Origin of the sequence: Methanoregula sp. (genome assembly GCF_049518935.1) — an archaeon.
Classification (GTDB): domain Archaea; phylum Halobacteriota; class Methanomicrobia; order Methanomicrobiales; family Methanospirillaceae; genus Methanoregula.
Genome location: NZ_JBEKRH010000001.1, coordinates 309,538 through 332,301 on the forward strand (window position 1 = coordinate 309,538; position 22,764 = coordinate 332,301).

Below are 22,764 nucleotides of genomic sequence, written 5' to 3' on the forward strand. Positions count from 1 at the left end.
TGTCCTCCTTTTCATAAACATGCCCGGGTCTGCCCTTCCCCGAGGATCATCTGCAGTGCGTCCCTGTGGATAAGGACCTCCCGTGGGCAGGTGAGGTCAGGTACCGGCACAGACCGACCCTCTTCTTCAGGAGGCAGCCTGGCCCGGGCCCTGCGCCGGATCTCCTTTCTGGTCATCCGCATCCGGTCGATCTCGAACTTGTCCAGGTCATGGGCGGTGGCGGCGATATTGAACGCGGCATTTACATCGGCATGGATGACAGCCCCGCAGTGCGGGCATTCGAACCGTTTCCGGACCCGGCGTCCGAAACTCCCGCATCTGCTGCAGCGTTTTGAAGTATTGGCCGGATTCACGTACAGGACCGGGATCCCCCGGGAGAGCGCCCGCTTCTCGACAAGATGCAGGAGGGAGATGAACGAGCTGTTCTCAAAGGAGAACTCGTACGGGTTCTCCACCTCCTTGTGGTGCAGGTAGCGGTACGTGAAGAGTTTTTCGAACTTAATCCCTGCGCAGGACGACTCTGCAAACGAGACGATCTGGCGCGAGATCTTGTTGAGCGAGGCCTTGAACTCCTTTCGTTCCCGGGTCTTCATCTTCTTAAGCTTCCAGAGTTTTCCTTCCCTGTAGAGTTTCGTGCAGTTATTTGTGGAAGAAGTCTGTGCATACTGGAGTCTCTTGCCAAGTTTCAAGATTTTACCGGTCACCAGATCGGCAGCAACTACAGCGTGGCCGGTGGTGTTGAGATCAATGCCAATCCAGCGGGCCGGCCGGGATGAATCGTTATGGAGATGGATGCTGTTCACCTTGTATCCGTGGGTATTCGACAGCGGTGCATGAGGACTCCCCGGTCCCGAGGGCCCGGATCTCCCGGATCACCCGGCAGGCCCGGGATATTGCTTCCCGTGGCTCGCCGAGGATACGGTGACGGACATAGAGGGGATAGAACCGGAGGAAATCCAGAAACGGGACGGTTGTTCCGGAAGGGGTACACCTCCCGCTACGCACTGCCTCGAGTACGCTGTCAAGAGTCCCATCCGCTTCTACCCGGGTCCAGGTATGGCCCATCATGGGCAGAGCATGCGCATCGCTGCCACCGAGCTCCGGCATATTTTTCGTATTCCTGACCAGGGTGTTCGCCAGGGGCTCGCTACCGTTCAGGGACTCGACGGCATCGAAACCAAGGTCGGCATAATTGGCATAGCCGAGCCTCGCATGGGGGTGAGGTGCGACCGAGACGCCACCTTCATGCCGGATGAAGGAGAGGACCGTATCGATAGAGTGGGATTCAAACGGGCGGGAAACGCCAAGCGCGATCCAGTGTTTCCGGACCGCGATGTTGCCGCCTTCCATGCCCGGGATGACCAGCAGGCCAAATTCGCGGGAAAGCCTTTGGGCCTCGTGATGAGGAAAGAGCCGGTTGTGATCAGTGATGGCAATGGCATTGAGCCCGAGTTTTTTTGCATGTTTTACTACCAGACGCGGGCTGGGAACAGCATCGATGGACCGGTTGGTATGCACATGGAAATCTATCTTCATACGGTCCTCCTCACCTGAGTACCGGCTGACACACGCTCATCCTGTCCGGGCGGGGAGATGCAACCAATCCGCGTTGGTAATAAACAGTGGAGAGGGACCATGACCGCGATGAGACTGCCGGTCCGAACCAGGTGAAGCGGCACCATCAAAGAAGTACGTGCAGGAATGACCGGGTCAATCCGGGACTGGCCGGCCGGCAGTTTTGTCACGGTGTGCGATCCCGTGCTCCGCCGGAATTTCCCGGAGGGAACCACACAGGTCCTGACCGAATGCGACACAATAAAGTCTGCCTAAAATCTATATAAAATTTACTATTACTATATTTTTTATGCTGTGAATCCGGACGGGGGTTGATTTTGCTCTTTAAGCATTATTGCTGGGATTCGAAAATTGTACATGAAAACATTTTAGCGTCACTGGAGAGTTCCTGTACAAGTTTTATCTGCCATAAAACAATCTTAAAATTCTATAAAAATTTGATTAACTCTATATTAATTCGCCAAATCTATATAGTTGCAAGCCAAACATGCAGGTAAGGCAGCAGTCCGCACTGCGGGAACGTGCCGGGCAGGTGAGGAGAATTCTTACATCCTACGGAGTTCATCACGAACAGATCCAGCATCTGAACGAATCCTTGAAAGTAATGTATTCTCAACGAGGGTACAGGAAACCGCAGAGTACACAGGGATGCATTTCCGTGTACCGGGAGCAGAGCGCAATTTCACCGGGAGCTCAGGGGACCCGGACCTCCCGGGCTCATGAGAACGGGACGGATCTACCGGCATGGGAAGGCCCGAAGATCCCTGCAATGCGGTGCCGCCAGTGTGGGGAACAGTTTCCGGTACTGGATTTCTACTATACGAAAAAAACCGGGTTATGTATTCCCTGCTGGGAAGCAAAGGTGAAATAAGATGGCAATGAAGATGAAGAAAAAACAAAAAACCGGTGCCGGGGCACTCATGGCACCGCACCCCCGCGAGAATATGAACTCAAAGGGAAACCGTGAACGTGCAGCAAAATCCCCGCAGAACAGCCTCTCCGGTATCAGCCGGTCATTCAGCGGTCTCCTGGATCGCACGCGTGCGTATTTCCTGCGGGCTGAACCGGCAGAAGGATAACACGTGAATCCTTTTTGAAAAAGTTTAAAAAGAAAATCCGGGATTACGGATGAAGTTCATCCTCCCCGTCCCCCGGATCTTCGGGCATTACATTTTCCAGAACTTCAACAATTGTGGGAAGAACGAGGTACCGGTGCCAGCGACGGTCCGGGCCCCGTATATGCAACTCACAGAAAATCCCTTCCGGAATCTTGAGATCCCGCATCTCCAAAATCTCGCGGGCACAATAGATCCCGATATCGGAAATTCCATAATGGGCGTACCGCAACCTCCGTACACCCGGACGAGCGTGATGCAGCCTCCTTCATACATTATAAAATCAAACGGAAGACGACGGTCTGCATGGACAAGCAGGATCGGGCTCCCGCCAAGAGCCGCCTTCCGTTTTGCCTCATCGATTGCAACAAGTGGCGGGTGTCCCCGGGTCATGTTGCATCACCCGGTAAGATATGCCGAAATATCCGCGGGTTCTGTCGGTAATGACGGACCCGGATATAACCATCCAAGAACCTCTTCCTTATCCCGGTAATACAGCTGGACCATCTTGGTGACTGCATGATACTCCCGGATATTGTGCTTCTGCATCCAGATGATGAAATCCGTCCGGTATTTCAGCTCATCGTTGAGGATATCCTTGCTCACGCCGTACGTGTCCTTGATCCGGTCAAAGAGAAAACTCCGGCCCTGCCACTGGAAAACATCGATCTCCGGCACCCATTTGAATACCGTGTTCGTGATTAGGTCACCGGTGTCCCGGTCAAGCTCGAGGATCTCCACGATATTTGCGATCCTCCTCATGCTCCGCTCGCCTTTCTTGATGTGCATCGGGAAGATAACCAGATCGAGGTTCGAAAGGAGGCTGCGCGGCACGTTCATCGGGTTGGATTCCACACGGGCCAGCAGTTCGTCCATGGATCCGGCATGGATGGTCCCAAGGGCAGCGTGACCGACAGCAATTGCCTGGAACAGGGTGAAGGCCTCCCCGCCCCGCACTTCACCGACAATGATGAACTCCGGCCTTTGCCGCAGTGCAGCGACGAGAAGATCGTATAACGAGATATCACCCGGAGATTTTCCCCCGCCACCGCCACTCATGCCGGAAACTCCACTGGCCCCTGAATCCGACGTACCGAACCCGGTACGGGTGATGGACTGGATCCAGTTGGGGTGCATCAGGTTCAGTTCGGCCGTGTCTTCGATGGAGACGATCTTGTATTCGGGCGGGATGAAACTGCACAGCACGTTGAGGAACGTGGTCTTACCGGTCGCTGTTCCCCCGGATACGAGGATAGAGCGTTTGTATTCCATCAGGATCCACATGAACGCCAGCTGCTGGGCATCGATAGACCCATAATCCATAAGCTCAATGCACGAGATAGGGTTTGCCCGGAATTTCCTGATGGTAAACGTGGAGCCTTTTTTTGTTACTTCGCCCCCGAGCGTAATGTTGCCACGGCTCCCGTCCGGCAGGGTCAGGTCGCGGATCGGCTGGAGGAGCGAGACATGCCGACCGCTGATCTGCGCAAGACGCAGGACAAAATTGTTGAGCTCGACCTCGCCGAACTTCACATCGGTCCGGACAGAACCGTAGGTACGGTGCTGGACATAGAGGTACATGTCTGACCCGTTGCAGCTGATATCCTCGATGTATTTGTCTTTCATGAGGGTGTCGATACGGCTGTACCCCAGGTACTGCTTGCGCAGGTGGAAATACATCCGTTCTTTCTGTGGATCGGTCAGGTTGAGCCCGAAAATATGGACAAGGGAATAGAAGCGTTCGTGCAGGTACTTCTCCCGTGATTCCGCATCGACCAGTTCGGCATTCGTGCTGACAAGCTTTTCAAAAGCATTCTCAATGATAGTAAGCGCGGACCGCTCGTTCTCGCTGAGCTGAGGTTCGATAACGCCGTAGATCATCATTCCTTCGAGACGGGAATACTCGATGTGGACAAACTGGAACGGAACTTCCACTACGTATGTCAGGTTGACATCCCTGAGCGATCCTTCCAGCGAAGGGATAGCAAGGTCCCCGGGATCGAATGCAAGGGTAGTGATATCCTGCTCGGGGGGCTTTGAGAGGAGCATCCGGAACTTGTCAAGGAAGGAGGGAGCGGGGGTGGCAGTGTCTCCGTGAGAATGGGATTTGTCTTCCGGTTCGGGGGATTCACTCAGCGCATCTTCAATTATCATATGCAGAGGGTCCCCGTCATCTGCATGAGGGATGGTGGGAATAGGATCTCCCCCGGGGACAGCTGCGGTGTTTTCCTGATTCTTGTTTTTCCGGACCCCTGAGGAGGGGGTTGGCTCTGCTACGGCAGTCTCTTCCTCCGGCTCCATAAAGAACGATGAAATGCTGCTCATGAACGACATAGGATCATACACCTGAACCACACGATAAAAACAGGTAGGGGAGAGATTTCATGCAGATTCACCTGACTGTGATGAGGGCACTCTGGTTGATCCATGCCGTGCCGGCAGTGCCGGAAACCCGGTAATGTACATCATACGTTCCGGAGGACACGTACTGGTGGGTTGTATTCCGTACCTTGCTTGTGATCCCATCCCCAAAATCCCAGTACCAGGATGACGGCAACGGGTAACCGCCGCCGGTATCAGTGAATGTGACCGTATCCATTGGCGATATCGACAAGGGATATGCGGAAAAACCGGGCGCATATACAGACACATAATTTGTGGAATTCATCGTATTCGATCCCGCCGCATTTGATGCAACGAACCCGATGGAATACTGTCCCCCGGAATAATACGTGTGGGCAGGGTTCTGGAGCGCCGAGGTATTCCCGTCCCCGAAATCCCAGTACCAACCAGTAGGCAGGTTCAGTGAGGTATCGGTAAACTGGACTGTCAGGGGTGCAAATCCCATGGCAATATTCGAACTGAATTGCGCAACGGGAATCACAACACCGGTGTTGGAATTTGTAGAGTTCGAATCGTTCCCGGCAAGACCCGTACCATTGATCGTTGTCCTTGCTGCTGCCTCAATCGCCGGCAGATCTCCCAATGAAGGCCGTGGTGTCACATTCCCCGGTGTTGCCGTGACAACGGGTTGTGCAACGTACTGATCCGGAAGGGCAGGCGTATCTGTCATCGTGGGAACCGACGGGTTATTCGTGCTGCTGTTACTTTTTCCCCCACCAAGGAACGTGCAGCCGCTGGTCATGACGATCAAGACGACCAAAAGGCAGACTGGCCAGCCCCATTTATACATATATTATTTTCTCTCACAATAGTTTTAAACTATTCTCTCTATTCACGAAATCACAATACTTTCCAGTGGCTGCTGAAAAAATTTTTATGAGCATTTCTGCTCACATTTGGGTATTAACTAAGGAAATATTAAAGAAAAAACCAACCCTATAGATAAGTAATGTTCTCAAGAGGCCCGGTAATCACCCTGTGTGCAATAATTATCCTGATAGTGTTGTGCGGGTTTTCCGGCTGCACATCGATCCGTACCGCTGATACCCACAACACGACCGTTGCCATCCAGGAATACAATTCATGGGTTACCGAACAGAAGCAATTCGATCGTCAGGTGAGATCCGATCTCCAGCGGATCTCTGCAGATACAATGACCTATAATACGGAAATTACGCGCGATTCCCCGGATCTTGCGCTCACACGACAGAACGTGGCGGAAGAGCGGCAGCTTCTCGATGCGTGGGAGAATGAAATCGCCAGGCTGAATTTCGCAACGGATGATTTTGAAAAAAATACGTCGGCATTGACCTATGCGAACAACCCGAAAGCGCAACAGCAGATTGCCCTCATGGTCCAGTACATGAGGATCTATACCGTCTCGATGGGAAATGCCCAGCAGCACCTGATCGATTATACAAATAATGCAGGCGCGTACGTGACCCCAGATGATCCCGATTACTGGAATGATGCCTACCTGCAATCCGCCATGAATTCGCGGCAGCTTGCCGCATCATCGCTCTCTGACGGGGATACAGCCCTGGAAAATATGACTGCACAGGCACAGCTGCTGCAACAAACCCAGTAATTCCCATATTCTGCTGTTTCCTGCACCAGCATCACAACATACCTTCTGCCAGGAAACCGGGTATTTCACCGGATTATAAAACCCGGTGCTGATCGTAATGACGGGGATCCGATTCCCCGGCCCGGCCGGGCCTGCAGATCACGAGGGGCTGTACCTGTTCCCGCTCGGAACACTCATTTTTCAGGATCAGTAATACTCCGGATCGCACACACGCCGTTTTGATAAGCCCGGGCCGGTTGTATCATTTCCTGAGATCTGCCGTACCTGGTACCTGTTCAGACGGGGATTTTTTTACCGGGTCCGTGAATTTATTGCACTACCCAGTCGTGTACCGTCTGGTTATCCGCACCATCGATCAAGGTAGCATTGTCGGAAACCGTCAGACGGAGGCTGCCACCGGTGTTCATGCCGATGTTGGAGAATCGTATCCATGCATTGTCCCAGTCACCGAGGACACGGTACCCGTTCTCGGTTACTGTTGTCCAGGATGATGCCGGTTCGAGATAGTATGAAAGTGCTGTACGGAAATCAGTCATATATGGCACGTAAATGCTGTCAATCTTCCCGGCAGCAACAAGGTCCCCGTCAATATAGATTGCTGCATCGGGCAGGGTGAACTTGAGCAGCTGGCCATTGTCGATATAGATATCGCCTTTCTGGTTACTCAGCGCCTCAATCCTCACGAGAGCTCCTTTCGGGAGATCGCGATATCCTCCGTTGATGCTGATGGTTGCCGGGCTGTTCCCGACAATAAACTGGATGCAGGAGTCTTTCTCAATGTACCCCTGCTTGCCGGTCTGGACCTGGAGCATCGTATCCGGGAACCTGTAGGGATCCGTGACGATAATGTACTGCGGGCGCATCAGGTCGCTGCTGCCATAAATATTGTTGACCGATAGCCAGACATTGTAGGTTCCCGGCTCGGTGAACGTTATCTCCGGGTTCTGTTGCGACGAGGAGGACGGGGTTGCATTCCCCACCTCCCAGAAATTCCAGTTCCACATCCATGGCGATCCCGTGGAGTTGTCAGTAAATCTCACAACCAGCGGGATGACGCCCTTTATGGGAAAGGCGGAAAAGTTTGCTACGAGGCGGGGTGGTGTTGCGACGATGAAACTCTTTTCTGCAATGGTATCGGAGAGAGCTCCGCGGCTGGCAGTCAGGGTGACGGTATAGGCTCCCGGCGTTATGTACCGGTGTGCAGGATTCTCTTCGGTGGACCGGCTCCCGTCACCGAAGTCCCAGGCCCATGCGGTGGGATCTCCCGCCGACTGGTCCCCGAAGGTGATATTCAGGGGTGCATCACCTGCACGCGGGGAAACCGTGGAAAAGTCTGCTATGACTGCGGGCGTAATTTCCAACTGTGCAGCGCTCCCTTCAAAAAATGCAGGATTCGTGACAAGAGTCAGATCAGCATTGTGGTCATCGGATTCATGCACGATCATAATGCGTGAGTTCTCCACTCCCGCCAGTATCTTCTGGCCGTTGATCGCCACTTGGCGCACATCGCCTTTTGTCGGAACTACAGTATAAGTAAAATTCGTACTGAAGTAACGGAAGTCCGGGAGACTGCAATCACCTGAAGATCCCTGCGCCAATTGAGAACCGTTGACATAAAGAGTTGCATCGGGCACGGAGAACTTCAGCAGATTGCCCTGCCGGATGCTCACCATACCATCCCCATCGGTATTTGTCCTGAGCTTGACAACAGAACCGTTCGGCAGCGCTATACGATTGCCATTGATGGAACAGTACGAATCACTGTTTGTGGAAACGAAGGTCAGAAACGAGCCTTTTTCCAGTGTTCCCTGCCGTAGCGTATCGACAAGTACCTGCCGGGGTTCCGGGTTGGCGATACCCAGCACATCATTAACGGCGACCGATCGCACTGAGCCGTCCGGGCGGGTAATACGCATGGTGACATTATACAGACCTGATTTCTGGTATTCGTGTACCTGATCCTGCAGGGAGCCTGTGGTCCCATCGCCGAAATCCCAGTCCCAGGTGGCAGGTGAACCCCGGCTCAAATCGATGAACCTGATGGATAAGGGTGTATACTCCGATGCCGACGCATGCAGGAAATCGGCGATCAGGGGGCGATTCATAGGAGCGGTGACGGAATTCACTGCACCTGCGAGAGGGTTAAGCACCGCCGGGCTTGCTTTGGGCTCGAAGAAACGTGCAAGCGCCCCCGGGCCGGGCAGGATATGGAAGAATATACCGGCGGCGATGAGGATCAGGATTGCAATACCGAGAACAGCAAGTACTGACCGTTTTTTAAGCCTGGGGAACCGTGCCACGAAAAATCTCCTTACCTGCAACCGGAACCTTGAATGGACAGATCTTACGCCCGCGAAAACGGCGGGAATCATGCGAAATGAATAGCTTCAATGGATGATATTCAGCGAGCGACTTGTTCTTTAGTACCTATTAGAACGTTCTAAAAATATATCTTTTGAATAGAGAATATAGAGGAATCATACATTCACCGGCTGGGAGAGATTCCAATGAAACGGTTATCCCGGGACATCCGTCCCCAGCCGCCAACGGGTGGCGCTGAAATTGTTGAACGTTACCTGGACATAGGTTGATTTCAGATCCTCCGTGGTATTCAGCGCCGAATTGGGTACGGTGTAGATTAAATAACCGTCAATCGCATTGCTTGAGCCGGGGTGCAGGAAGAAGCCTTCGCCGTTTGTATCTGTAGTGGAATTGGTTGTATCTGTTGTATCAGATGAAGTTGTTGCAGGAGTCGGGGTTACTGTCGTGCCGTTGTTTAGCCAAAAGTTATCCCCGAATATATTGTAATCGGTCAGGAAAGCATAGTCCCGCTTGTCCTGGCCAATCTCGCGTATCCACTGGTATGGGAGGGCGTTATAGTTATACTCATAATACGTTGTCTGGTATGAACTGAGGACTGACTGGTTGAAGAACAGCTCATGGGAGTAACTGTTGCCATTGTTGGTTACCACTATCTGGTCTGCGGACGGGACAATGGCACTCTTCGTTCCCACATCTTCAATCCGCAGGAATACTACGAGGTAGGAATAGCCCGGAGGAGGAACCTGCTGGACGAACCGGTTGTAATCAATGAACCACCAGAAATAGAACGGGAGCACTTTGTAATCGTACACGGTTGCCCGGCTGGTGTGCTCGGCATCCCCGTACCAGTAATATTCACCCACGTCAAGAGCATCTTTCACCGGGACCGTCTGTGTCGTTGCCGCTCCCGGCATCACTTGTGGAGGTACTGAAGACGGAGCCGGCATAGCTGGGGCGACAGTCTGGACTGAAACGGTGGATCCTGATCCGTCCCCCAATTCACCGCCAGCAGCCATGGCAGCGAGTTTTGCGGCACGGTCCCCGCCAGCCTGCACTGCCGGTTCATCTCCGGTCATAAAGAGACCGGCTGCGGCTGACGAGCAGATGATGCCGGCAATACAGAGGATGCAGAATCCTGCCCCGACAGCTGCGTACCCGGTGCGCCGGGTCTTTGCTTTGAACGCCCCGCTCCGTTTTGCGAGCAGGATCCCGAAGATCAACCCGGCGACGGTGACGATCAGGGCAAGAACGGAGGCGAACAGGCCTGCAAGGGCAGGGCTGGCCGGGCCGAGGATCTGGTGTAGCGGGGGGATGCCTGCGAGGAACGATATGAGGAGGAGGAGGACCGCCGGGATCGCGAAGGGGAGGAGGGGGCGGAGGAAGGGGAGGACGTGTAATCTGAGTGTTCGTTTCTTCCCGTCATTTTCAGGAGATGGGATCTGCGACGGATTCTCTTTTTTTCCGGAACGCCCGATCAGCAGGATAATCTTTTTTACCAGCGGGAGATTCCGTATCCTGTCAGCGAATGACGATCCGGGTTGATCGGTGGGTTCCGGCATGGCGGGGCCCGGCTCAGGGAGTGATTCTATCTGATTACCGGCTACCTGTTCAGGGCGTGGTTTACCGGCCGATAATTTTTCCCGTATCATCCCGATGAGGGAGTTTTTGGGCTTTCCGGCGTTCATGGTTCGCTGGAGCAGCATCTTACCGCCAATATTTATCGTAAATACAATTACGACGAGTACGAAGGCTGCGGCAAATCCCGCTGACGGTTTTACCAGGGTCTGGTTCTGGAATGCATGATACACGGCGTATGGCAGAGTTGCGACCTGGTCCTGAATCGGATAGATCTTCATGCCGGCACTGCTCCCGGAATGGATACCGAAATCCGGCATATACTGGGTATAACCGGCAGTCAGGATCACGACTGCGGATTCCTCGGCTGCCCGCCCGAAACCAAGCGTGAGTCCGGTCAGGATACCGGTAAAGGCCGTCGGGATCGTGATACCCCGGATGGTCTGCCACTTGTCAGCGCCAAGTGCGTAGCTTCCCTCTTCAAGTTCCCGGGAGACACGGTCGATGGCATCCTCGATGGCCCGCTCGATAACCGGCATGATCAGGATCGCGAGGGCGAGCGAGCCGGCGATCAGGGAATATCCTCCTGTAATTTTTTTCAGGTAAATGACAAATACGAGAAAACCAAAAACACCGACGACGATGGACGGGGTTCCTGACAGGACTTCCAGCAGGAACCGGAATGCCCGGGTGATAGCGTTATCCGGCGCGTACCGCTTCATATAGATCGCAGTCCCGAACCCGAATGGTGCAGCAAAAATGACCGCACAGAGGGAGATCAGGACAGTACCGGCGATCGCATTGGCGATACCCTGTCCCAGTCCTGGCGTGGCATTCTCAGGAGTAGTTATAAAGTACAAGGAGAGGGAGGGCAGGCCGTTGATGAATATCTGTCCGATAATCAGGAAGAGCACGCCGACAACTGCCAGTGTTGCCAGGAGACACAACCCTGTGATGATCTTCTCGGTTACCTGCCGGCGCATTGTCTTCATGACCGGGACCTCGTCTGGGCCCAGGAGCAGATGAGGCGTACTCCGGCAACGGCAAGAATTTCCATGAGTAAGATCACTACCGCGATCCCAAAGAGCGCAGCCCGGGGCTCAGGGTCGGCTATATTCCACAAAATATCGTTCAGGATCTTGGCGGTCATGGTATACCCCGTGTCGAAGACCGATGAGGGTATCTGGGGCGTATTTCCCATGAGCATCACGACGGCCATGGTCTCTCCCATCGCGCGCATCATGGCGAGAACCACTGCAGTGACAATTCCCGGGAATGCAGCAGGGATCACCACATATCGCAGGGTCTCCCAGCGGGTCGCCCCCAGGGCAACAGAGGCTTCCCGGTATTCATCCGGGACTCCCCGCATGGCATCCTGTGAAAGGGCAACAATAGTGGGGATAACCATTACCGCGAGAATGGTGGCGGTGAGGAGTAAATTCATATGGAGATTTGGGTGCACATTCCGGAAGACCGGGATGAACCCGATGAGATGATCGACAAGAGGATCGAGGTAATCCATAAAGAAATTGGAAAGGACCAGCAACCCGAACAACCCGTAGACTACGGAGGGAATGCCGACGAGAAGTTCCACGAGAGGGCGCAGGATCTTTTCCATCCATGCCGGGGCCCACTCTGCCAGGTACATGGCGGTGAGGAGGCCGGATGGTACGGCGATTGCAAGGGTAAGCGCAGTCAGGATGAGCGTATCGATCAGGTAAATCAGGACGCCGTACTGGTGGGCATCGTAATCCCAGACAGACGAAGTAACAAAGCCGATTCCCGAGGTTCTCAGTACTGGGGCGGCAGCATAGATGAGAAAGCCGATGATCAGGAGGACAAGGAGCGCGGTGATGCCGGCAATGCCAAAAAAGATCCATTCGGGCAGGTCAATGTGTTCTTTCATGGCATTCCGTTCTGGCTGGTGATGCGTTTGTATCGTCCGTTCAGGATCCGGGAAAATCGTACCGCACCGGACAGGATTATGCTACTACAGTAAAACATCGGGGTTTTAGTGAAATATATCTTTTGAGTAGAGAATATAGAGGGATATGGTGTTCCCATATGATTTTCGTTAGCAATACACGCAGTATTGCGTGCTGGGTCCATTCCGGCGTAGTCTGATCCTGGGAACTGTCGGGGAGTCTCACGCAAACGCTATGACCGGGGTAAATCCGACCGGCATGTTCGTACTTTTCAGCGTGGTTACAGTTGTTTTCCTGTAATTTACCGATAACGCAGGCGCCAGTTGCAGGCTTGATGCTTAATAGAGGGGATTCTGTGACAATTACGCTGCCGATCCCCTCCAGTGAAACCGTCCGGGATTTATGGTGTGGTTCCATGGGATTCTGGTGAGTCTTAATGAGGGTTACGATCAGGACTGTTTTCCCGGGTCAGGAAGATACGGAACGTGACAATGCCGACACTACCGGAAAAATCCTTTCAGGCAGGTCAATTGAGTTCAGTCAGGGCATTCCCATCGGTCTGGTGAGGAGGATAAGCAAAAAAATAGTGGGTTTAATTCATCCGGGTTATGCAACGTCTGCAACGCAGAAGTTGTTGGTTTCCTGGAAGATGTTCGTCTTGGTCTGGGTGTCGTATGGCTGGGCCTCGACGTAGTTGATGAATGCCTGAACGTTCGCGGATGGCGCGCCGTTGGTCACGTAGTAGAGCGGGCGGAACAGAGTAATCGGGTAGTTAGCAGTACCGGACTGGACGGGGGTCTGGCCATTCTCAACGGAGGTCTGGTAGATGTACTTTGCGCTGCTCCGGAGGTAGTTAAAGTTGGCGGTTACGTTGGTAGTTGTGTCGAAGAGTCCCGGAAGCGTGTAGGTAACACTTGCTGAATCCTGAACCGGGAGAATGATGATGGTTGATGCGCCGCTTGCTGCGTTTGCAACTGAGTCACCGTAGTCGGCGAATCCGAGTGCATAGGAGGTTGACCCAACGGTCGAGACGACTGCTGCGTTTCCGTTTACTGCGGTGGTGTTAAAGGCGGCACTGGATGTATAGGTCTTGGGAAGCCCAAGGTACTTCTGGTAGAATGAATCTGCTGTACCTGAACCGTCAGCACGGGTTACGACGGTAACTAATGCGTTAACGGATGCGGGTGCAAGGGTGCCTGCAGGCTTTGTGCCATCAAATAATGTGTTAAGATCGGCAACAGGGATTGATGCAGTTGCAGCGGGTTTTGCCTTGTTGGTGATAACAGAAATTGCGCCCTCACCGATCTGGTAGGTCTTGAGGTTCGTGAACTGGGTGGTCCATGCGGGCTTGATTGCTTCGGAGACTGCACCGATGTCAGCGACACCGTTGCCTGCTGCCTGGACACCTGCACCGCTGCCCATTGCCTGGGAGGTGATCTTGATGCCCGGGTTCGAGGCGGTGTACATCTTGGCTGCTGCCTGGGTGATCGGGTCGATGGTTGTTGAACCGGCGACGAGGATCTCCGTCTGGGAGGCAGAACTTGCACCATTTGCATTTGCCTGCTTCGATACATCGGACGAGAAGGTACCGAGGATGGTACCGACTGCGACCGCACCGATGACTGCGACGACGATAAGGACGAGGGTCGCAACGATCGGCGAAATTGCCATATCATTGGTCTTGTAGCTTGCCATGTGAAATTCACCTGTTATATTCTGGAGTTCTTGTGGATGCGTTGGAGAGATTGCTGCGATTAAAAAAATTTGTAGGTTTGCAACGGATTCTGGCGAAGTTCATTCATCCCCCACAGATGTCATCTTCACCAATCAGATAATAGACGGTCGGGTATATATTTTTGTCGATCTGAATATAGATTTAAAACAGATTTCTATAGTACGATATAGAGACGAGGGGTTTACATATACCTCCGAATTTCTCAATAATAACAACAGGTCCTGGAACCTGAAAAATGCATTATTGGGAGTGATCTGCATTCACACGCATGAATACGATCACCAGTGTCAGTGTGCATATCGCAATGAGAAAGCTTGCGGGCAAAAGGAAATCGCCGGGAACACCATAAAGGGAGACACTCCCGATCGTCAGAAGGATTAAACAGGCCGCGGGAACGACAGCAGATATTTTTTTGTTGCCCATAAAAACGAGATCCTGTGTCATGTGGATGTCCTGTTAGCCTGATGAGATAACTGATCAGATCCCGCGCCTGTATACTAGATTCTCGGTCGGTTGGGGATATATATTTTTTGAATTGAAGATATAGTCATATCTATCTTATATAGAGCAATGGTACCAGTTTTCCGGCCTTGAAAACATTCCCGGAATGCGAGACCCCGATATCTTGATAACTGAAAAGACGTACTGAGGATCAGAAATGGGGGGGACCGGATGGATCTTTTTGTTATCAGGCACGGAAAAGCAGGACAATCTTCAGACGACCCGGATGACAGCACACGACCGCTGACACCGAACGGGAGAGAAGAAATCCGGGAGATCGCACGGTGGATGCGAAGAGAGCGGTTCCGGTTCGATGTGATCGCGTCGAGTCCGCTGGCCCGCGCAAGTGAGACCGCAGGCATTATTGCCCGGGCACTGGACCGGAAGGACCGGCTTGTTCTCTGGGATGAACTTGCACCCGAAGAGGATCCGGACACCATCTGTTACCACGCCGCGCAATCCGGTGACGATGCGGTCATCCTTATCGTAGGCCACGAACCGGCGTTATCTGCGCTGGTCGGCAGGATCATCTCCGGGGGCGGGACGGGTTCCGTCATATTTGCAAAAGGGGGCCTTGCGAAGATCAGGAATTTCTCGTTCGACGGAAAGCCGTCGGGAGATCTCCAGTGGCTGCTCACCCCGAAACAAATCCTGGAGATGCGATAAGGGCATAAAAAAAAACGGGCCGGGCGAAGGGATCGCCACCCGATCTTCTGGTACCATCCCTGAGGAAACGCCCCGAGGATCCTGGTACCTGGATCCTTACCATTCCGGCATTTTATCATTCCGGGCGAAGTTCCCGGACAGCTCTCATTCTTTGTTATTTACCGCCCACCAGATTTCTGTAAAGCACGGGACGCGGAGATTTGAGAGGGGATCTCTCTCAGACGATTTCACAACAGTTATGGGATCCTGTGGAAATTCCATGGTATGCTCATGCAGGACACTCCCGGCCAGGTTCCGGAAAATACCGGGAATTACTGCCCCGTTTGCAACAGCGACCGGGACGTCATACCTGTTGTTTATGCAGGACCGACGCCGCAACTCCATGCAGCGCAACGGAAAGGAAAACTCATCTTATCCGATCCCCGCCGCGGCAAACAAACCTGGTACTGCAAAAACTGCGGCACCCGGTGGTGACCGGGAAACCACTCCCCGCACCCGGTGAGCTGCTGAACCCCCGTTTATTCCTGGGCCCGTAACCCGGCCGCTCCCCCTACTGCATTTTTCTGATATGCAATTTACTTCAGCGCCGGCACACCCTCCGCCCAGTTCTCGATCCGGGTGCGGATTGCGTCGTCCCGGTAGGATGAAAGCGTCACGCGGTCGCGGGCGAGGTTCAGGAAGAAGAGCTCGCCGCTGGCATCGTGGCACTTGAGCGATACTGCGTAGGAGTCCGCGGCCGGGTTCCTGCTGACCGTCCCTCAGTGGGCGGCGACATTTGCGATGTGGGAAGTAACTGCGGCAATGCCCGCGTTAAAACCGGCGATAGAGTTGTACACTTCAGATCCGGAGCCCACGCGTTTTCCACCGCTGTCCGTATACACGAATTTCGCGGTATACATCTCCCTCACTTTTTCTATGGGCGGGTGATTGGTACCGGGCGTGTAGTAGGAAATGCACCCGAACGGGTTATTCATTATGATGTCCTGCACGATCGCATGGAATGCGTCCACATCGGCAATGGGGATCGCAAGTATCCGGGCCGCGCTCTTCTGCTGGGAGTTCTGTTGGAAATCTGCCATGGTTTACACAATCTCCTGTTCTTTTTCTATTCTGTCCTGGTTCTCACGGTTCTGTATCTCACGGTTTCTGCGCACGTTCGTTTTCGCTCACGCGTTCAGGTCGTTCCCGTGCCCGGATCCCGGGAAGCATGATACCGTGCAAGGGTATCCGGGTACCGGGTTGCTGCACCTCCACCGGGACATGAACGTGGATTTTCCGTCACAAGAGCCTGCGGAGGTTTGGCTGACCCGGAACCGGAGTCAATCATTGCAAGTATAATTCTAAGAAGAAAAGATTTAATAAAATATATTCTAATTGATCGGAAGGGGGGGAGTCAGGGGGGTCGGCTTAAGGGACATGGTGACCCCATTGAGAGTCATGGGGGGTCATGCCAGAATCATTGGTGACCCCCTATGGAAACCGGCTATTTCCGCAGCAGTTTTACTCATGGCCATTTGGGAATTTACGACATAATTTGGAGGCCGGGATTCCAGCTTGGGGGGTTGGGGGGGTCGCCTTCTTTTCTGCCTGACCCATCATGGGGGTCACCCACAATGTGCATGTGACCCCCCAGGACCCACGGCCCTGAGGGGAATTTTCACTATCCACCCGGGCGAACATCCCAATGCGGAAAGAATCAGAATTATGACGTGAAAGATCAGAATTCGCGGACCGGGCGGAGAAGAACGGGGCAGGGAGGGGGTCATAGGGGTCGGACCATGGAGTCAAGTGATCCCCCTGAGGGGGTGGAAAGATCGTCCCGGTAAAAAGGTGAGACCCAGGCTGTCATCCAGCACCAGAAGAGAATGTCAGCCAGGAGGGGAAATGAACGGTAGTATTCTAAGGTGAGACATACCCGTAGTTCCGGACACTGGTTCCGGGAAAACAGGGTTCAGGAATCCGTCACAGACCTTTCGTGCAGCAGCGAGAACCCGAACAGGATCACCGCAATCACGACAGAAAGAATCGAAAGGGCGACCACACCGTTTGAGTACAAGGCATTCCGGAAGTACCAGGAGAGGCCCCCGAAGACATGCGTGAAACTCAGGGTGAGAATAAGCAGGACCCCGAATTTGTAGTAATCTGTGTTGTGGAGTACCTTGAGCACTGCATATGAAGCGGTGTAGTAGAAGAGGACAATGGCGATGAGATAGGGTGCCATCAGGTTATGGATCACCGCAAACCGGACGAACGGGCTCGCTTCCCAGGTGGTGATCATCGAGGTATCGCCTGCAAGATAAAATGTCAATGCATAATCGATGATTACCGCAAAGGCAGGCGCCAGAGCAATGAATTTATAATTGCCATACAATTTTCCGAGTATTTCCGATTTCATCTGCATAGCAATCCCTGATTATGATTTCTTTCGTTTATTGCAGATTGTTTTCTGCACTTTCTTCTATGATGGCTCAATATTATATATATTTTAGGGAAATCGTAATCTGATCGGGAAAGAAATGCCGGTATCCTCCGGTTTTTCCCGCATGAGCGCAGTGACACGATGCCCCGTTATGCCAGTAACCGACGCGCTTTTCGCCATATAGAGTGGCGAATGAATTATCATAGTTTGTTGACCAATACTGAGTAATGGCACTGGTAAACGGGCTGGAGATGGTCCCCGATCACAGCGTTCTGTGCATCGAAGATCACTCGGGAAATATTAAATCTATCTATGCGATCTATGTTGCCTCGGAATGGGCAAAGAACGGGTCCCCGGTACATTACCTCACGCTCCAGGTCAGGGAAGATGTCATGAAAAAAATGGCGCTGCTGAGGATACCGGAATCAGAAAATCTTACGATTGTTGAGATCACACCTGCCCATGCCAGGCAGGAAGTCCTCGCCGAGATCATGAATCCAGGTGCTCCACTCATTGTCATCGATCCGTTCTCGGTCTTTTTTGCCGAAGACTCGTTTACCGAACTGAGTGCCTTGTTGTTCAGCCTGGTATCGGCGAGCAGGAAAGGAACCACCTTCCTCCTCATGGTGGACAGCGGTGTTCTCCCTGAGCGACAGGAAAACCTTGTCAGGGCAATGGCAGACGGGATCATACAGTTCGTGGTAGTTCCCGAAGGCGACAAGCTCAAACATTATATTAATATCCCGAAGATGCGGGGGGAATTCCCGAGAACCAAGATGCTCTCGTTCACGCTCAATGAAGAGGGATTGCAGATTGATACGAGAGAGCGACATGGATAATCCGGTTAAAAATCATTCTTCTCTCCACCGCATTCTTAAAAAATGAACAATATTCATTTTGCGTTGTTGCAATTGATCCGATCTCTACGGTTTAGTAGTCCACACTTTCCATTCACCATCCTCAAAAACCTCGAGGAATTTAAGAAAGATAAGGACATTGCCGGACGATGCATTGGCTGAGCCCGGGGAATACAGGTCGACCGCTACGGTCAGTTCTGCGTTGTCTCCGCTCAGGGTCCTGTTCACAACCTGATAATTCCTGATGCTATTCCCCGGGGCAAGAAATGGATTTCCATTTTGCGCCGCGATGAAATCCTGCCGGTTGATCTGGATGCGGATTTCCTGTGGTGCGAGATCATATACCCGGCTGTAATCGTGATTATTCGCCGCAGAAACCCAGTTGTTTACGCCGGTTTCCGGATCAGGCATTTTCTGCATGCACCCGGCAAGGCACATGGCCAGAATCAACCCGCACACAATAATAATGGTAAGGCCTGTAATTTTTTTCATATCTGGAGTTCTCCGTTACTGGTTCATTCTCCTGTTGCAACAATGATCTGGCGTGCTGTAGCTCCATTCGATGAGGCAATGACAATGTAGGTTCCTTGTGCATCCCCTACAGTAACTTTCGTTTTGACAATACCCAGATTATCGGACGTATCTGACGTGGGACTAACCGATCCGGATGGTACGATACTGAACTGGACTACCGTGCTGTTCACCGGGTTCCCGCTCGTGTCTGTCACCATGAATGAGACGGGGTCCTTGAGGGGGACGGAAGGATACGCATTTATCGATCCGTTCACAACAGGCATGATCTTGATGTTCTGCCCGGTGGTTGCCGGTGGCGGAAGAATGAACAGCGCACACGCAATATAGCCGAAGATCATCAGGACAACCGCGTGCTTCAGCCCGAACCGGGCATCCCCCTCGCTGATCTTCCCGATGATCAGGCCGCCGAAGAACGAGTTGATCATGATCATGTGGAAAAATCCCCGGGAGAAGTCAAGATTGGCAATCTGGTTGGCCCCCCCGAAGATTGAAGTAGAACCAAGCTGCTTGACGAAAGGGAGCAGGCTCGTGGAGAGGGTGTAAATGATGAAGAGGATGATACCCTGAGCAAAATAGAATATCATGACATACTGGGAGAGATTTCCTTCCTTCTCCCGCTCAATACTGATAATACTGCGCATGTCTTCTGATGCCTTGAGGATCAGATCGGCGACCGAGCCGCCGGAATACGATGCCTGGATGACAAGCGTCGTATACCGGACAATCAGCTCGGAATGGAGGGATCGTGCCATCATCTTCATCGATTCCTCAAATGACTTCCCGTATACCATGGATGTCGATGCTATGCGGATATGGGGCGTCAGTATGCCGAGATCGGTCCGGGATAACTCTTTTACGGATTTGATCGGATCGAGCCCGCCCCGCATCAGTTCCGAGAGTTTAAACAAAAATTCAGTATACAGTTCCTCTTTCCTCCGCGTATTCCGCTTCTGGAGCGTGATGTCTATGGCATAAGGGGTTATGGCAATAATGACGGCAAAGACCATGATCTCATCAAGGCCCATCTTCTGAGTGGTTGCTGGTGTTTCCGGCGTTGTTGCATTATCCGCCGATGCTCCGCTGGAATCGTCCATCTGGGCCTGCAGTTCCTTTAGTTGTTGTAATCTGGCGCTGTCTCCCTGTTGTTGCTGCTTCTCGGTTCCCTGGAACGTATATCCCGCGAGTACTGCACCGATGAGAAGTAATAGAGCAAGAACAACCGGCAGCGCAACAGTAAAATATTCACGCGGCGGGTTGTAGAGGATCCGGATCCGCTCAACTACTTCCTTCACTTCCTCAATCTTCTGGTCTATCTTTTCACGCATTGGGAAAGAACTCCTTTACCTAGGGGGTTGTTGAATATTTCACAGCGAGCACCTGGAGGAAGATTATATTGATGATCGGGATCAGGACGTAGATAAGGACGTTGAACATGTCCTGGGGTGTGAAGGGGCCAAACTGAATGCCCAGTGCCCCGGAGATAACGATCCCGAGGACGGCAAGCGTGATTGTCATCACAACGCCCCCGAGATACCCTTCACCGAAGATCGCCAGTGACTCTACAAATTCCTTGTAGGTCTGCCTCCTGATCGCCATGAGTTCCTTGGACTTGGTCTCCAGGTACGACTTCAGCCCACCACCACCGTAGATGATGTTGGTCATATCCACGCAGATATCGCGAAACAGATCAGACGGCGTGTTGTGGACGAGTCCGTTCATGGCGCTTACCACATCTTCTCCGAGGATGTCAACGCGGAACAGTACTTTCCGAAATTCGTTGGAGATCTGGCCGTAATCTTCGCGGGACAACCGCCGGATAATATCGAGCGGTGTTGCACCGGAACTTGCGAGGATTGACATGAATGCGAGGGCATACGGGATCTGCTTGTCGATATCCCGCTTCTTGTTCTCGATCTCGTTCTGGAGATAGAACGGGAAACCTATACCTGCTGCTGCGGCCCCGATAAAGGCGATAAGGAGAATATAGATATATGGGGTCTTGGTGAAGAACGGGCTCTGGGGGAGCATGAGGATCAGGCATGCGATAACAAACATAATCGCCCCGCACAGGATGGACGTGACCAGCCATAATGAGGTGAACATTCCCGGCGTCATCTCAAGATCTGCCTGGTAGATCAACTTTGTAATATCCCGGTTCGGGTCCCGGTCGAAGGATTGCCCGAATATGTAGCAAAAGCGCTTGTACATTTCAAATAAATTATCAAAACTCGGTGTACTGGGCGCCATAGATAGGGAAATGTATATATATCAATCACTTGCAAACTATATTTTATCAGGAAGTATCAGCTTCTTGACCAGAATTTCAGGTTTGCCAACGGCAGATCCCCCACAGATGATTTTTTTCTGGTTCGCTGTTTTTTCAGATCCTTCTGCTCTATCCGGGCATCCGGCCATGCAGGTACCCATCGCGACATATGGTGGCAAGCTCATGCTCGTAAAGCCGTTTTGCCATGACCCATGCTTTGAGTGCGATGACATCATCGGGATGCATCCGGACCACTTCCCTGAGCCCAAACGAGCTCATACGTTTCCATTCTTTTCCATATCTTTCCGAATCAACAGATACTGAGTACATGCAGTTCTCCTTACTTCGCACTGAATCGTTCAAGCTCTGAATTCCTGACAGAAACATACGTGAACCCGCGATCATCCTGCATGAAATCATCCAGCGCTGACCGCGACATGTTCCGGGGTTTGATCTCATGGAGGAGATCGCTCATGGTTGACAACGCAGGAACAAGTGATTTGATGCGGTTGATCTGTTCGTGATCTCCTGACTCGTCATCGCAAAGCACATCAATTTTTTTTACCAGGACATGGATGAGCTGCCGGCATTCATCCGTAAGATTCTCATCGGGATCCCATTTTTTCATGAATCGTGCTGATACCCTGCGGGGGTTTGCCTGTTTTGCTGATAGTTCCATCATTCCTCTCCACAGCCGGACCCTGCATGGGATGCACCCTGCCAGATTATTCCGGCTACATATTTTATTCTTGTAGTATATACTTAAAATCGTTTCTATATAGTCACCTTCCACGGGATACAGGCCTTTCCGGAAAATGATACCCGCTGTCGTGAAATCATCGGCATTCAGGCTCCCGTAATGTACAGTCCGGGAAAATTTCCAGCAGCCAGGTATTGATATCCTCCCGGAGTTTCCGGAAATCCAGAAGGATCTCATTTTTATTCTTCCGGATCTCCGAAGGGCTGATGAATCCCTGGTGAATGTTATAGGTTCCATGAGGGAGAGTATTCGATGCAGCGAGCCGGGCCTGATCGCACAGGGTGATAACATGATCAAACTTTTTCCCGGCAAAAACGGTCAGGGATTTGGAGCGGGCATGTGACATATCAATACCGATCTCCTGCATCACCTTCACCGCATACGGGTTGATTCCCGCGGGGGCGACTCCTGCGGAAAAAACCGTATATCGCTCCCCGCACCTGGCTCGCAGGAGAGCTTCGGCTATCTGTGACCTGACTGAATTATAAGAACATATAAAAAGTACCGTTTCCATCGAAGGTCC

Annotated in this window: 22 protein-coding genes; 5 read left to right on the plus strand and 17 right to left on the minus strand. The window is 52.5% G+C overall.

The genetic code is table 11. The features are described from left to right. Positions 1 to 11: 11 nt before the first annotated feature. Both ABSE13_RS01505 and ABSE13_RS01510 read right to left on the minus strand, forming a co-directional pair. The gene (locus ABSE13_RS01505) at positions 12 to 803 is read right to left on the minus strand and encodes a zinc ribbon domain-containing protein (protein ID WP_424026707.1); all 792 of its coding nucleotides are present in this window, start codon (positions 801 to 803) and stop codon (positions 12 to 14) included. Then, positions 781 to 1,536 (minus strand): PHP domain-containing protein, encoded by a 756-nt coding sequence (locus ABSE13_RS01510; protein WP_424026708.1) that lies wholly within the window; start codon positions 1,534 to 1,536, stop codon positions 781 to 783. Before ABSE13_RS01510 ends, ABSE13_RS01505 begins: the two co-directional genes overlap by 23 nt. Positions 1,537 to 1,701: 165 nt before the next feature. On the opposite strand from ABSE13_RS01510, the gene ABSE13_RS01515 reads away from it, so the two are divergent. Both ABSE13_RS01515 and ABSE13_RS01520 read left to right on the plus strand, forming a co-directional pair. Then, entirely contained in the window at positions 1,702 to 1,830 is a 129-nt protein-coding gene (locus tag ABSE13_RS01515) for a hypothetical protein (protein WP_424026709.1), read from the plus strand. Positions 1,831 to 2,447: 617 nt separating this feature from the next. Next, on the plus strand, positions 2,448 to 2,654 hold the full coding sequence (locus ABSE13_RS01520; protein ID WP_424026710.1) for a hypothetical protein: 207 nt from the start codon (positions 2,448 to 2,450) through the stop codon (positions 2,652 to 2,654). 87 nt (positions 2,655 to 2,741) lie between these two features. On the opposite strand, the gene ABSE13_RS01525 is transcribed toward ABSE13_RS01520, so the two are convergent. The 3 genes from ABSE13_RS01525 to ABSE13_RS01535 are packed head-to-tail and all read right to left on the minus strand — an operon-like array spanning position 2,742 to position 5,853. Further along, a complete protein-coding gene (locus tag ABSE13_RS01525) occupies positions 2,742 to 3,083 on the minus strand; it encodes a hypothetical protein (protein ID WP_424026711.1) in 342 nt (113 codons plus the stop codon). A 6-nt stretch (positions 3,084 to 3,089) separates the two neighbouring features. Then, the gene (locus ABSE13_RS01530) at positions 3,090 to 5,024 is read right to left on the minus strand and encodes a type II/IV secretion system ATPase subunit (protein WP_424026712.1); all 1,935 of its coding nucleotides are present in this window, start codon (positions 5,022 to 5,024) and stop codon (positions 3,090 to 3,092) included. 58 nt (positions 5,025 to 5,082) lie between these two features. Further along, a complete protein-coding gene (locus tag ABSE13_RS01535; RefSeq protein WP_424026713.1) occupies positions 5,083 to 5,853 on the minus strand; it encodes a PKD domain-containing protein in 771 nt (256 codons plus the stop codon). Between the two features lie 189 nt (positions 5,854 to 6,042). Here ABSE13_RS01535 and ABSE13_RS01540 point away from each other — a divergent pair, with 189 nt between their 5' ends. Further along, complete coding sequence (locus tag ABSE13_RS01540) at positions 6,043 to 6,681, plus strand: hypothetical protein (protein WP_424026714.1); 639 nt, start codon at positions 6,043 to 6,045, stop codon at positions 6,679 to 6,681. 308 nt (positions 6,682 to 6,989) lie between these two features. Here ABSE13_RS01540 and ABSE13_RS01545 read toward each other — a convergent pair whose 3' ends face one another. The 4 genes from ABSE13_RS01545 to ABSE13_RS01560 form a co-directional block, all read right to left on the minus strand. Then, positions 6,990 to 8,981 carry a PKD domain-containing protein gene (locus tag ABSE13_RS01545; RefSeq protein WP_424026715.1) on the minus strand — a complete coding sequence of 664 codons (1,992 nt, stop codon included), beginning with the start codon at positions 8,979 to 8,981 and terminating at the stop codon, positions 6,990 to 6,992. Positions 8,982 to 9,197: 216 nt separating this feature from the next. Next, positions 9,198 to 11,570 carry a phosphate ABC transporter permease PstA gene (gene pstA, locus ABSE13_RS01550; protein WP_424026716.1) on the minus strand — a complete coding sequence of 791 codons (2,373 nt, stop codon included), beginning with the start codon at positions 11,568 to 11,570 and terminating at the stop codon, positions 9,198 to 9,200. Then, positions 11,567 to 12,484, minus strand: a complete 918-nt coding sequence (pstC, locus tag ABSE13_RS01555; RefSeq protein WP_424026717.1) for a phosphate ABC transporter permease subunit PstC — start codon at positions 12,482 to 12,484, stop codon at positions 11,567 to 11,569. Before pstC ends, pstA begins: the two co-directional genes overlap by 4 nt. Before the next feature lie 625 nt (positions 12,485 to 13,109). Then, positions 13,110 to 14,198 carry a substrate-binding domain-containing protein gene (locus ABSE13_RS01560; RefSeq protein ID WP_424026718.1) on the minus strand — a complete coding sequence of 363 codons (1,089 nt, stop codon included), beginning with the start codon at positions 14,196 to 14,198 and terminating at the stop codon, positions 13,110 to 13,112. A gap of 712 nt (positions 14,199 to 14,910) precedes the next feature. Here ABSE13_RS01560 and sixA point away from each other — a divergent pair. Next, on the plus strand, positions 14,911 to 15,405 hold the full coding sequence (gene sixA, locus ABSE13_RS01565) for a phosphohistidine phosphatase SixA (RefSeq protein ID WP_424026719.1): 495 nt from the start codon (positions 14,911 to 14,913) through the stop codon (positions 15,403 to 15,405). A gap of 758 nt (positions 15,406 to 16,163) precedes the next feature. On the opposite strand, the gene ABSE13_RS01570 is transcribed toward sixA, so the two are convergent. Beyond that, positions 16,164 to 16,484: a hypothetical protein gene (locus ABSE13_RS01570; RefSeq protein WP_424026720.1), complete on the minus strand. Its 321-nt coding sequence runs from the start codon at positions 16,482 to 16,484 to the stop codon at positions 16,164 to 16,166. An 872-nt stretch (positions 16,485 to 17,356) separates the two neighbouring features. Beyond that, positions 17,357 to 17,800: a hypothetical protein gene (locus ABSE13_RS01575; protein ID WP_424026721.1), complete on the minus strand. Its 444-nt coding sequence runs from the start codon at positions 17,798 to 17,800 to the stop codon at positions 17,357 to 17,359. Positions 17,801 to 18,051: 251 nt separating this feature from the next. Here ABSE13_RS01575 and ABSE13_RS01580 point away from each other — a divergent pair, with 251 nt between their 5' ends. Continuing rightward, complete coding sequence (locus ABSE13_RS01580; RefSeq protein ID WP_424026722.1) at positions 18,052 to 18,663, plus strand: RAD55 family ATPase; 612 nt, start codon at positions 18,052 to 18,054, stop codon at positions 18,661 to 18,663. An 84-nt stretch (positions 18,664 to 18,747) separates the two neighbouring features. Here the strand turns inward: ABSE13_RS01580 and ABSE13_RS01585 are convergent, their stop codons facing one another. The 6 genes from ABSE13_RS01585 to ABSE13_RS01610 all read right to left on the minus strand — a co-directional run bounded on the left by ABSE13_RS01585 (position 18,748) and on the right by ABSE13_RS01610 (position 22,755). Then, the gene (locus tag ABSE13_RS01585) at positions 18,748 to 19,173 is read right to left on the minus strand and encodes a hypothetical protein (protein ID WP_424026723.1); all 426 of its coding nucleotides are present in this window, start codon (positions 19,171 to 19,173) and stop codon (positions 18,748 to 18,750) included. 23 nt (positions 19,174 to 19,196) lie between these two features. Continuing rightward, complete coding sequence (locus ABSE13_RS01590) at positions 19,197 to 20,540, minus strand: type II secretion system F family protein (protein ID WP_424026724.1); 1,344 nt, start codon at positions 20,538 to 20,540, stop codon at positions 19,197 to 19,199. A 19-nt stretch (positions 20,541 to 20,559) separates the two neighbouring features. Continuing rightward, positions 20,560 to 21,423, minus strand: coding sequence for a type II secretion system F family protein (locus ABSE13_RS01595; RefSeq protein WP_424026725.1), 864 nt, complete (start codon positions 21,421 to 21,423; stop codon positions 20,560 to 20,562). A gap of 187 nt (positions 21,424 to 21,610) precedes the next feature. Then, entirely contained in the window at positions 21,611 to 21,760 is a 150-nt protein-coding gene (locus tag ABSE13_RS01600; RefSeq protein ID WP_424026726.1) for a hypothetical protein, read from the minus strand. Between the two features lie 61 nt (positions 21,761 to 21,821). Further along, a complete protein-coding gene (locus tag ABSE13_RS01605) occupies positions 21,822 to 22,163 on the minus strand; it encodes a hypothetical protein (RefSeq protein ID WP_424026727.1) in 342 nt (113 codons plus the stop codon). A gap of 154 nt (positions 22,164 to 22,317) precedes the next feature. Beyond that, the gene (locus ABSE13_RS01610) at positions 22,318 to 22,755 is read right to left on the minus strand and encodes an arsenate reductase ArsC (RefSeq protein ID WP_424026728.1); all 438 of its coding nucleotides are present in this window, start codon (positions 22,753 to 22,755) and stop codon (positions 22,318 to 22,320) included. Positions 22,756 to 22,764 lie beyond the last annotated feature (9 nt).

Excerpts from the sequence above, each read along its gene's own strand:
- ABSE13_RS01510 (WP_424026708.1), bottom strand. The coding sequence starts at position 1,536 with ATGAAGATAGATTTCCATGTGCATACCAACCGGTCCATCGATGCTGTT.
- ABSE13_RS01515 (WP_424026709.1), top strand. The coding sequence starts at position 1,702 with ATGACCGGGTCAATCCGGGACTGGCCGGCCGGCAGTTTTGTCACGGTG.
- ABSE13_RS01520 (WP_424026710.1), top strand. The coding sequence starts at position 2,448 with ATGGCAATGAAGATGAAGAAAAAACAAAAAACCGGTGCCGGGGCACTC.
- ABSE13_RS01525 (WP_424026711.1), bottom strand. The coding sequence starts at position 3,083 with ATGACCCGGGGACACCCGCCACTTGTTGCAATCGATGAGGCAAAACGG.
- ABSE13_RS01530 (WP_424026712.1), bottom strand. The coding sequence starts at position 5,024 with ATGTCGTTCATGAGCAGCATTTCATCGTTCTTTATGGAGCCGGAGGAA.
- ABSE13_RS01540 (WP_424026714.1), top strand. The coding sequence starts at position 6,043 with ATGTTCTCAAGAGGCCCGGTAATCACCCTGTGTGCAATAATTATCCTG.
- pstA (WP_424026716.1), bottom strand. The coding sequence starts at position 11,570 with ATGAAGACAATGCGCCGGCAGGTAACCGAGAAGATCATCACAGGGTTG.
- pstC (WP_424026717.1), bottom strand. The coding sequence starts at position 12,484 with ATGAAAGAACACATTGACCTGCCCGAATGGATCTTTTTTGGCATTGCC.
- ABSE13_RS01560 (WP_424026718.1), bottom strand. The coding sequence starts at position 14,198 with ATGGCAAGCTACAAGACCAATGATATGGCAATTTCGCCGATCGTTGCG.
- sixA (WP_424026719.1), top strand. The coding sequence starts at position 14,911 with ATGGATCTTTTTGTTATCAGGCACGGAAAAGCAGGACAATCTTCAGAC.
- ABSE13_RS01570 (WP_424026720.1), bottom strand. The coding sequence starts at position 16,484 with ATGGCAGATTTCCAACAGAACTCCCAGCAGAAGAGCGCGGCCCGGATA.
- ABSE13_RS01575 (WP_424026721.1), bottom strand. The coding sequence starts at position 17,800 with ATGAAATCGGAAATACTCGGAAAATTGTATGGCAATTATAAATTCATT.
- ABSE13_RS01580 (WP_424026722.1), top strand. The coding sequence starts at position 18,052 with ATGGCACTGGTAAACGGGCTGGAGATGGTCCCCGATCACAGCGTTCTG.
- ABSE13_RS01585 (WP_424026723.1), bottom strand. The coding sequence starts at position 19,173 with ATGAAAAAAATTACAGGCCTTACCATTATTATTGTGTGCGGGTTGATT.
- ABSE13_RS01590 (WP_424026724.1), bottom strand. The coding sequence starts at position 20,540 with ATGCGTGAAAAGATAGACCAGAAGATTGAGGAAGTGAAGGAAGTAGTT.
- ABSE13_RS01595 (WP_424026725.1), bottom strand. The coding sequence starts at position 21,423 with ATGTACAAGCGCTTTTGCTACATATTCGGGCAATCCTTCGACCGGGAC.
- ABSE13_RS01600 (WP_424026726.1), bottom strand. The coding sequence starts at position 21,760 with ATGAGCTCGTTTGGGCTCAGGGAAGTGGTCCGGATGCATCCCGATGAT.
- ABSE13_RS01605 (WP_424026727.1), bottom strand. The coding sequence starts at position 22,163 with ATGATGGAACTATCAGCAAAACAGGCAAACCCCCGCAGGGTATCAGCA.
- ABSE13_RS01610 (WP_424026728.1), bottom strand. The coding sequence starts at position 22,755 with ATGGAAACGGTACTTTTTATATGTTCTTATAATTCAGTCAGGTCACAG.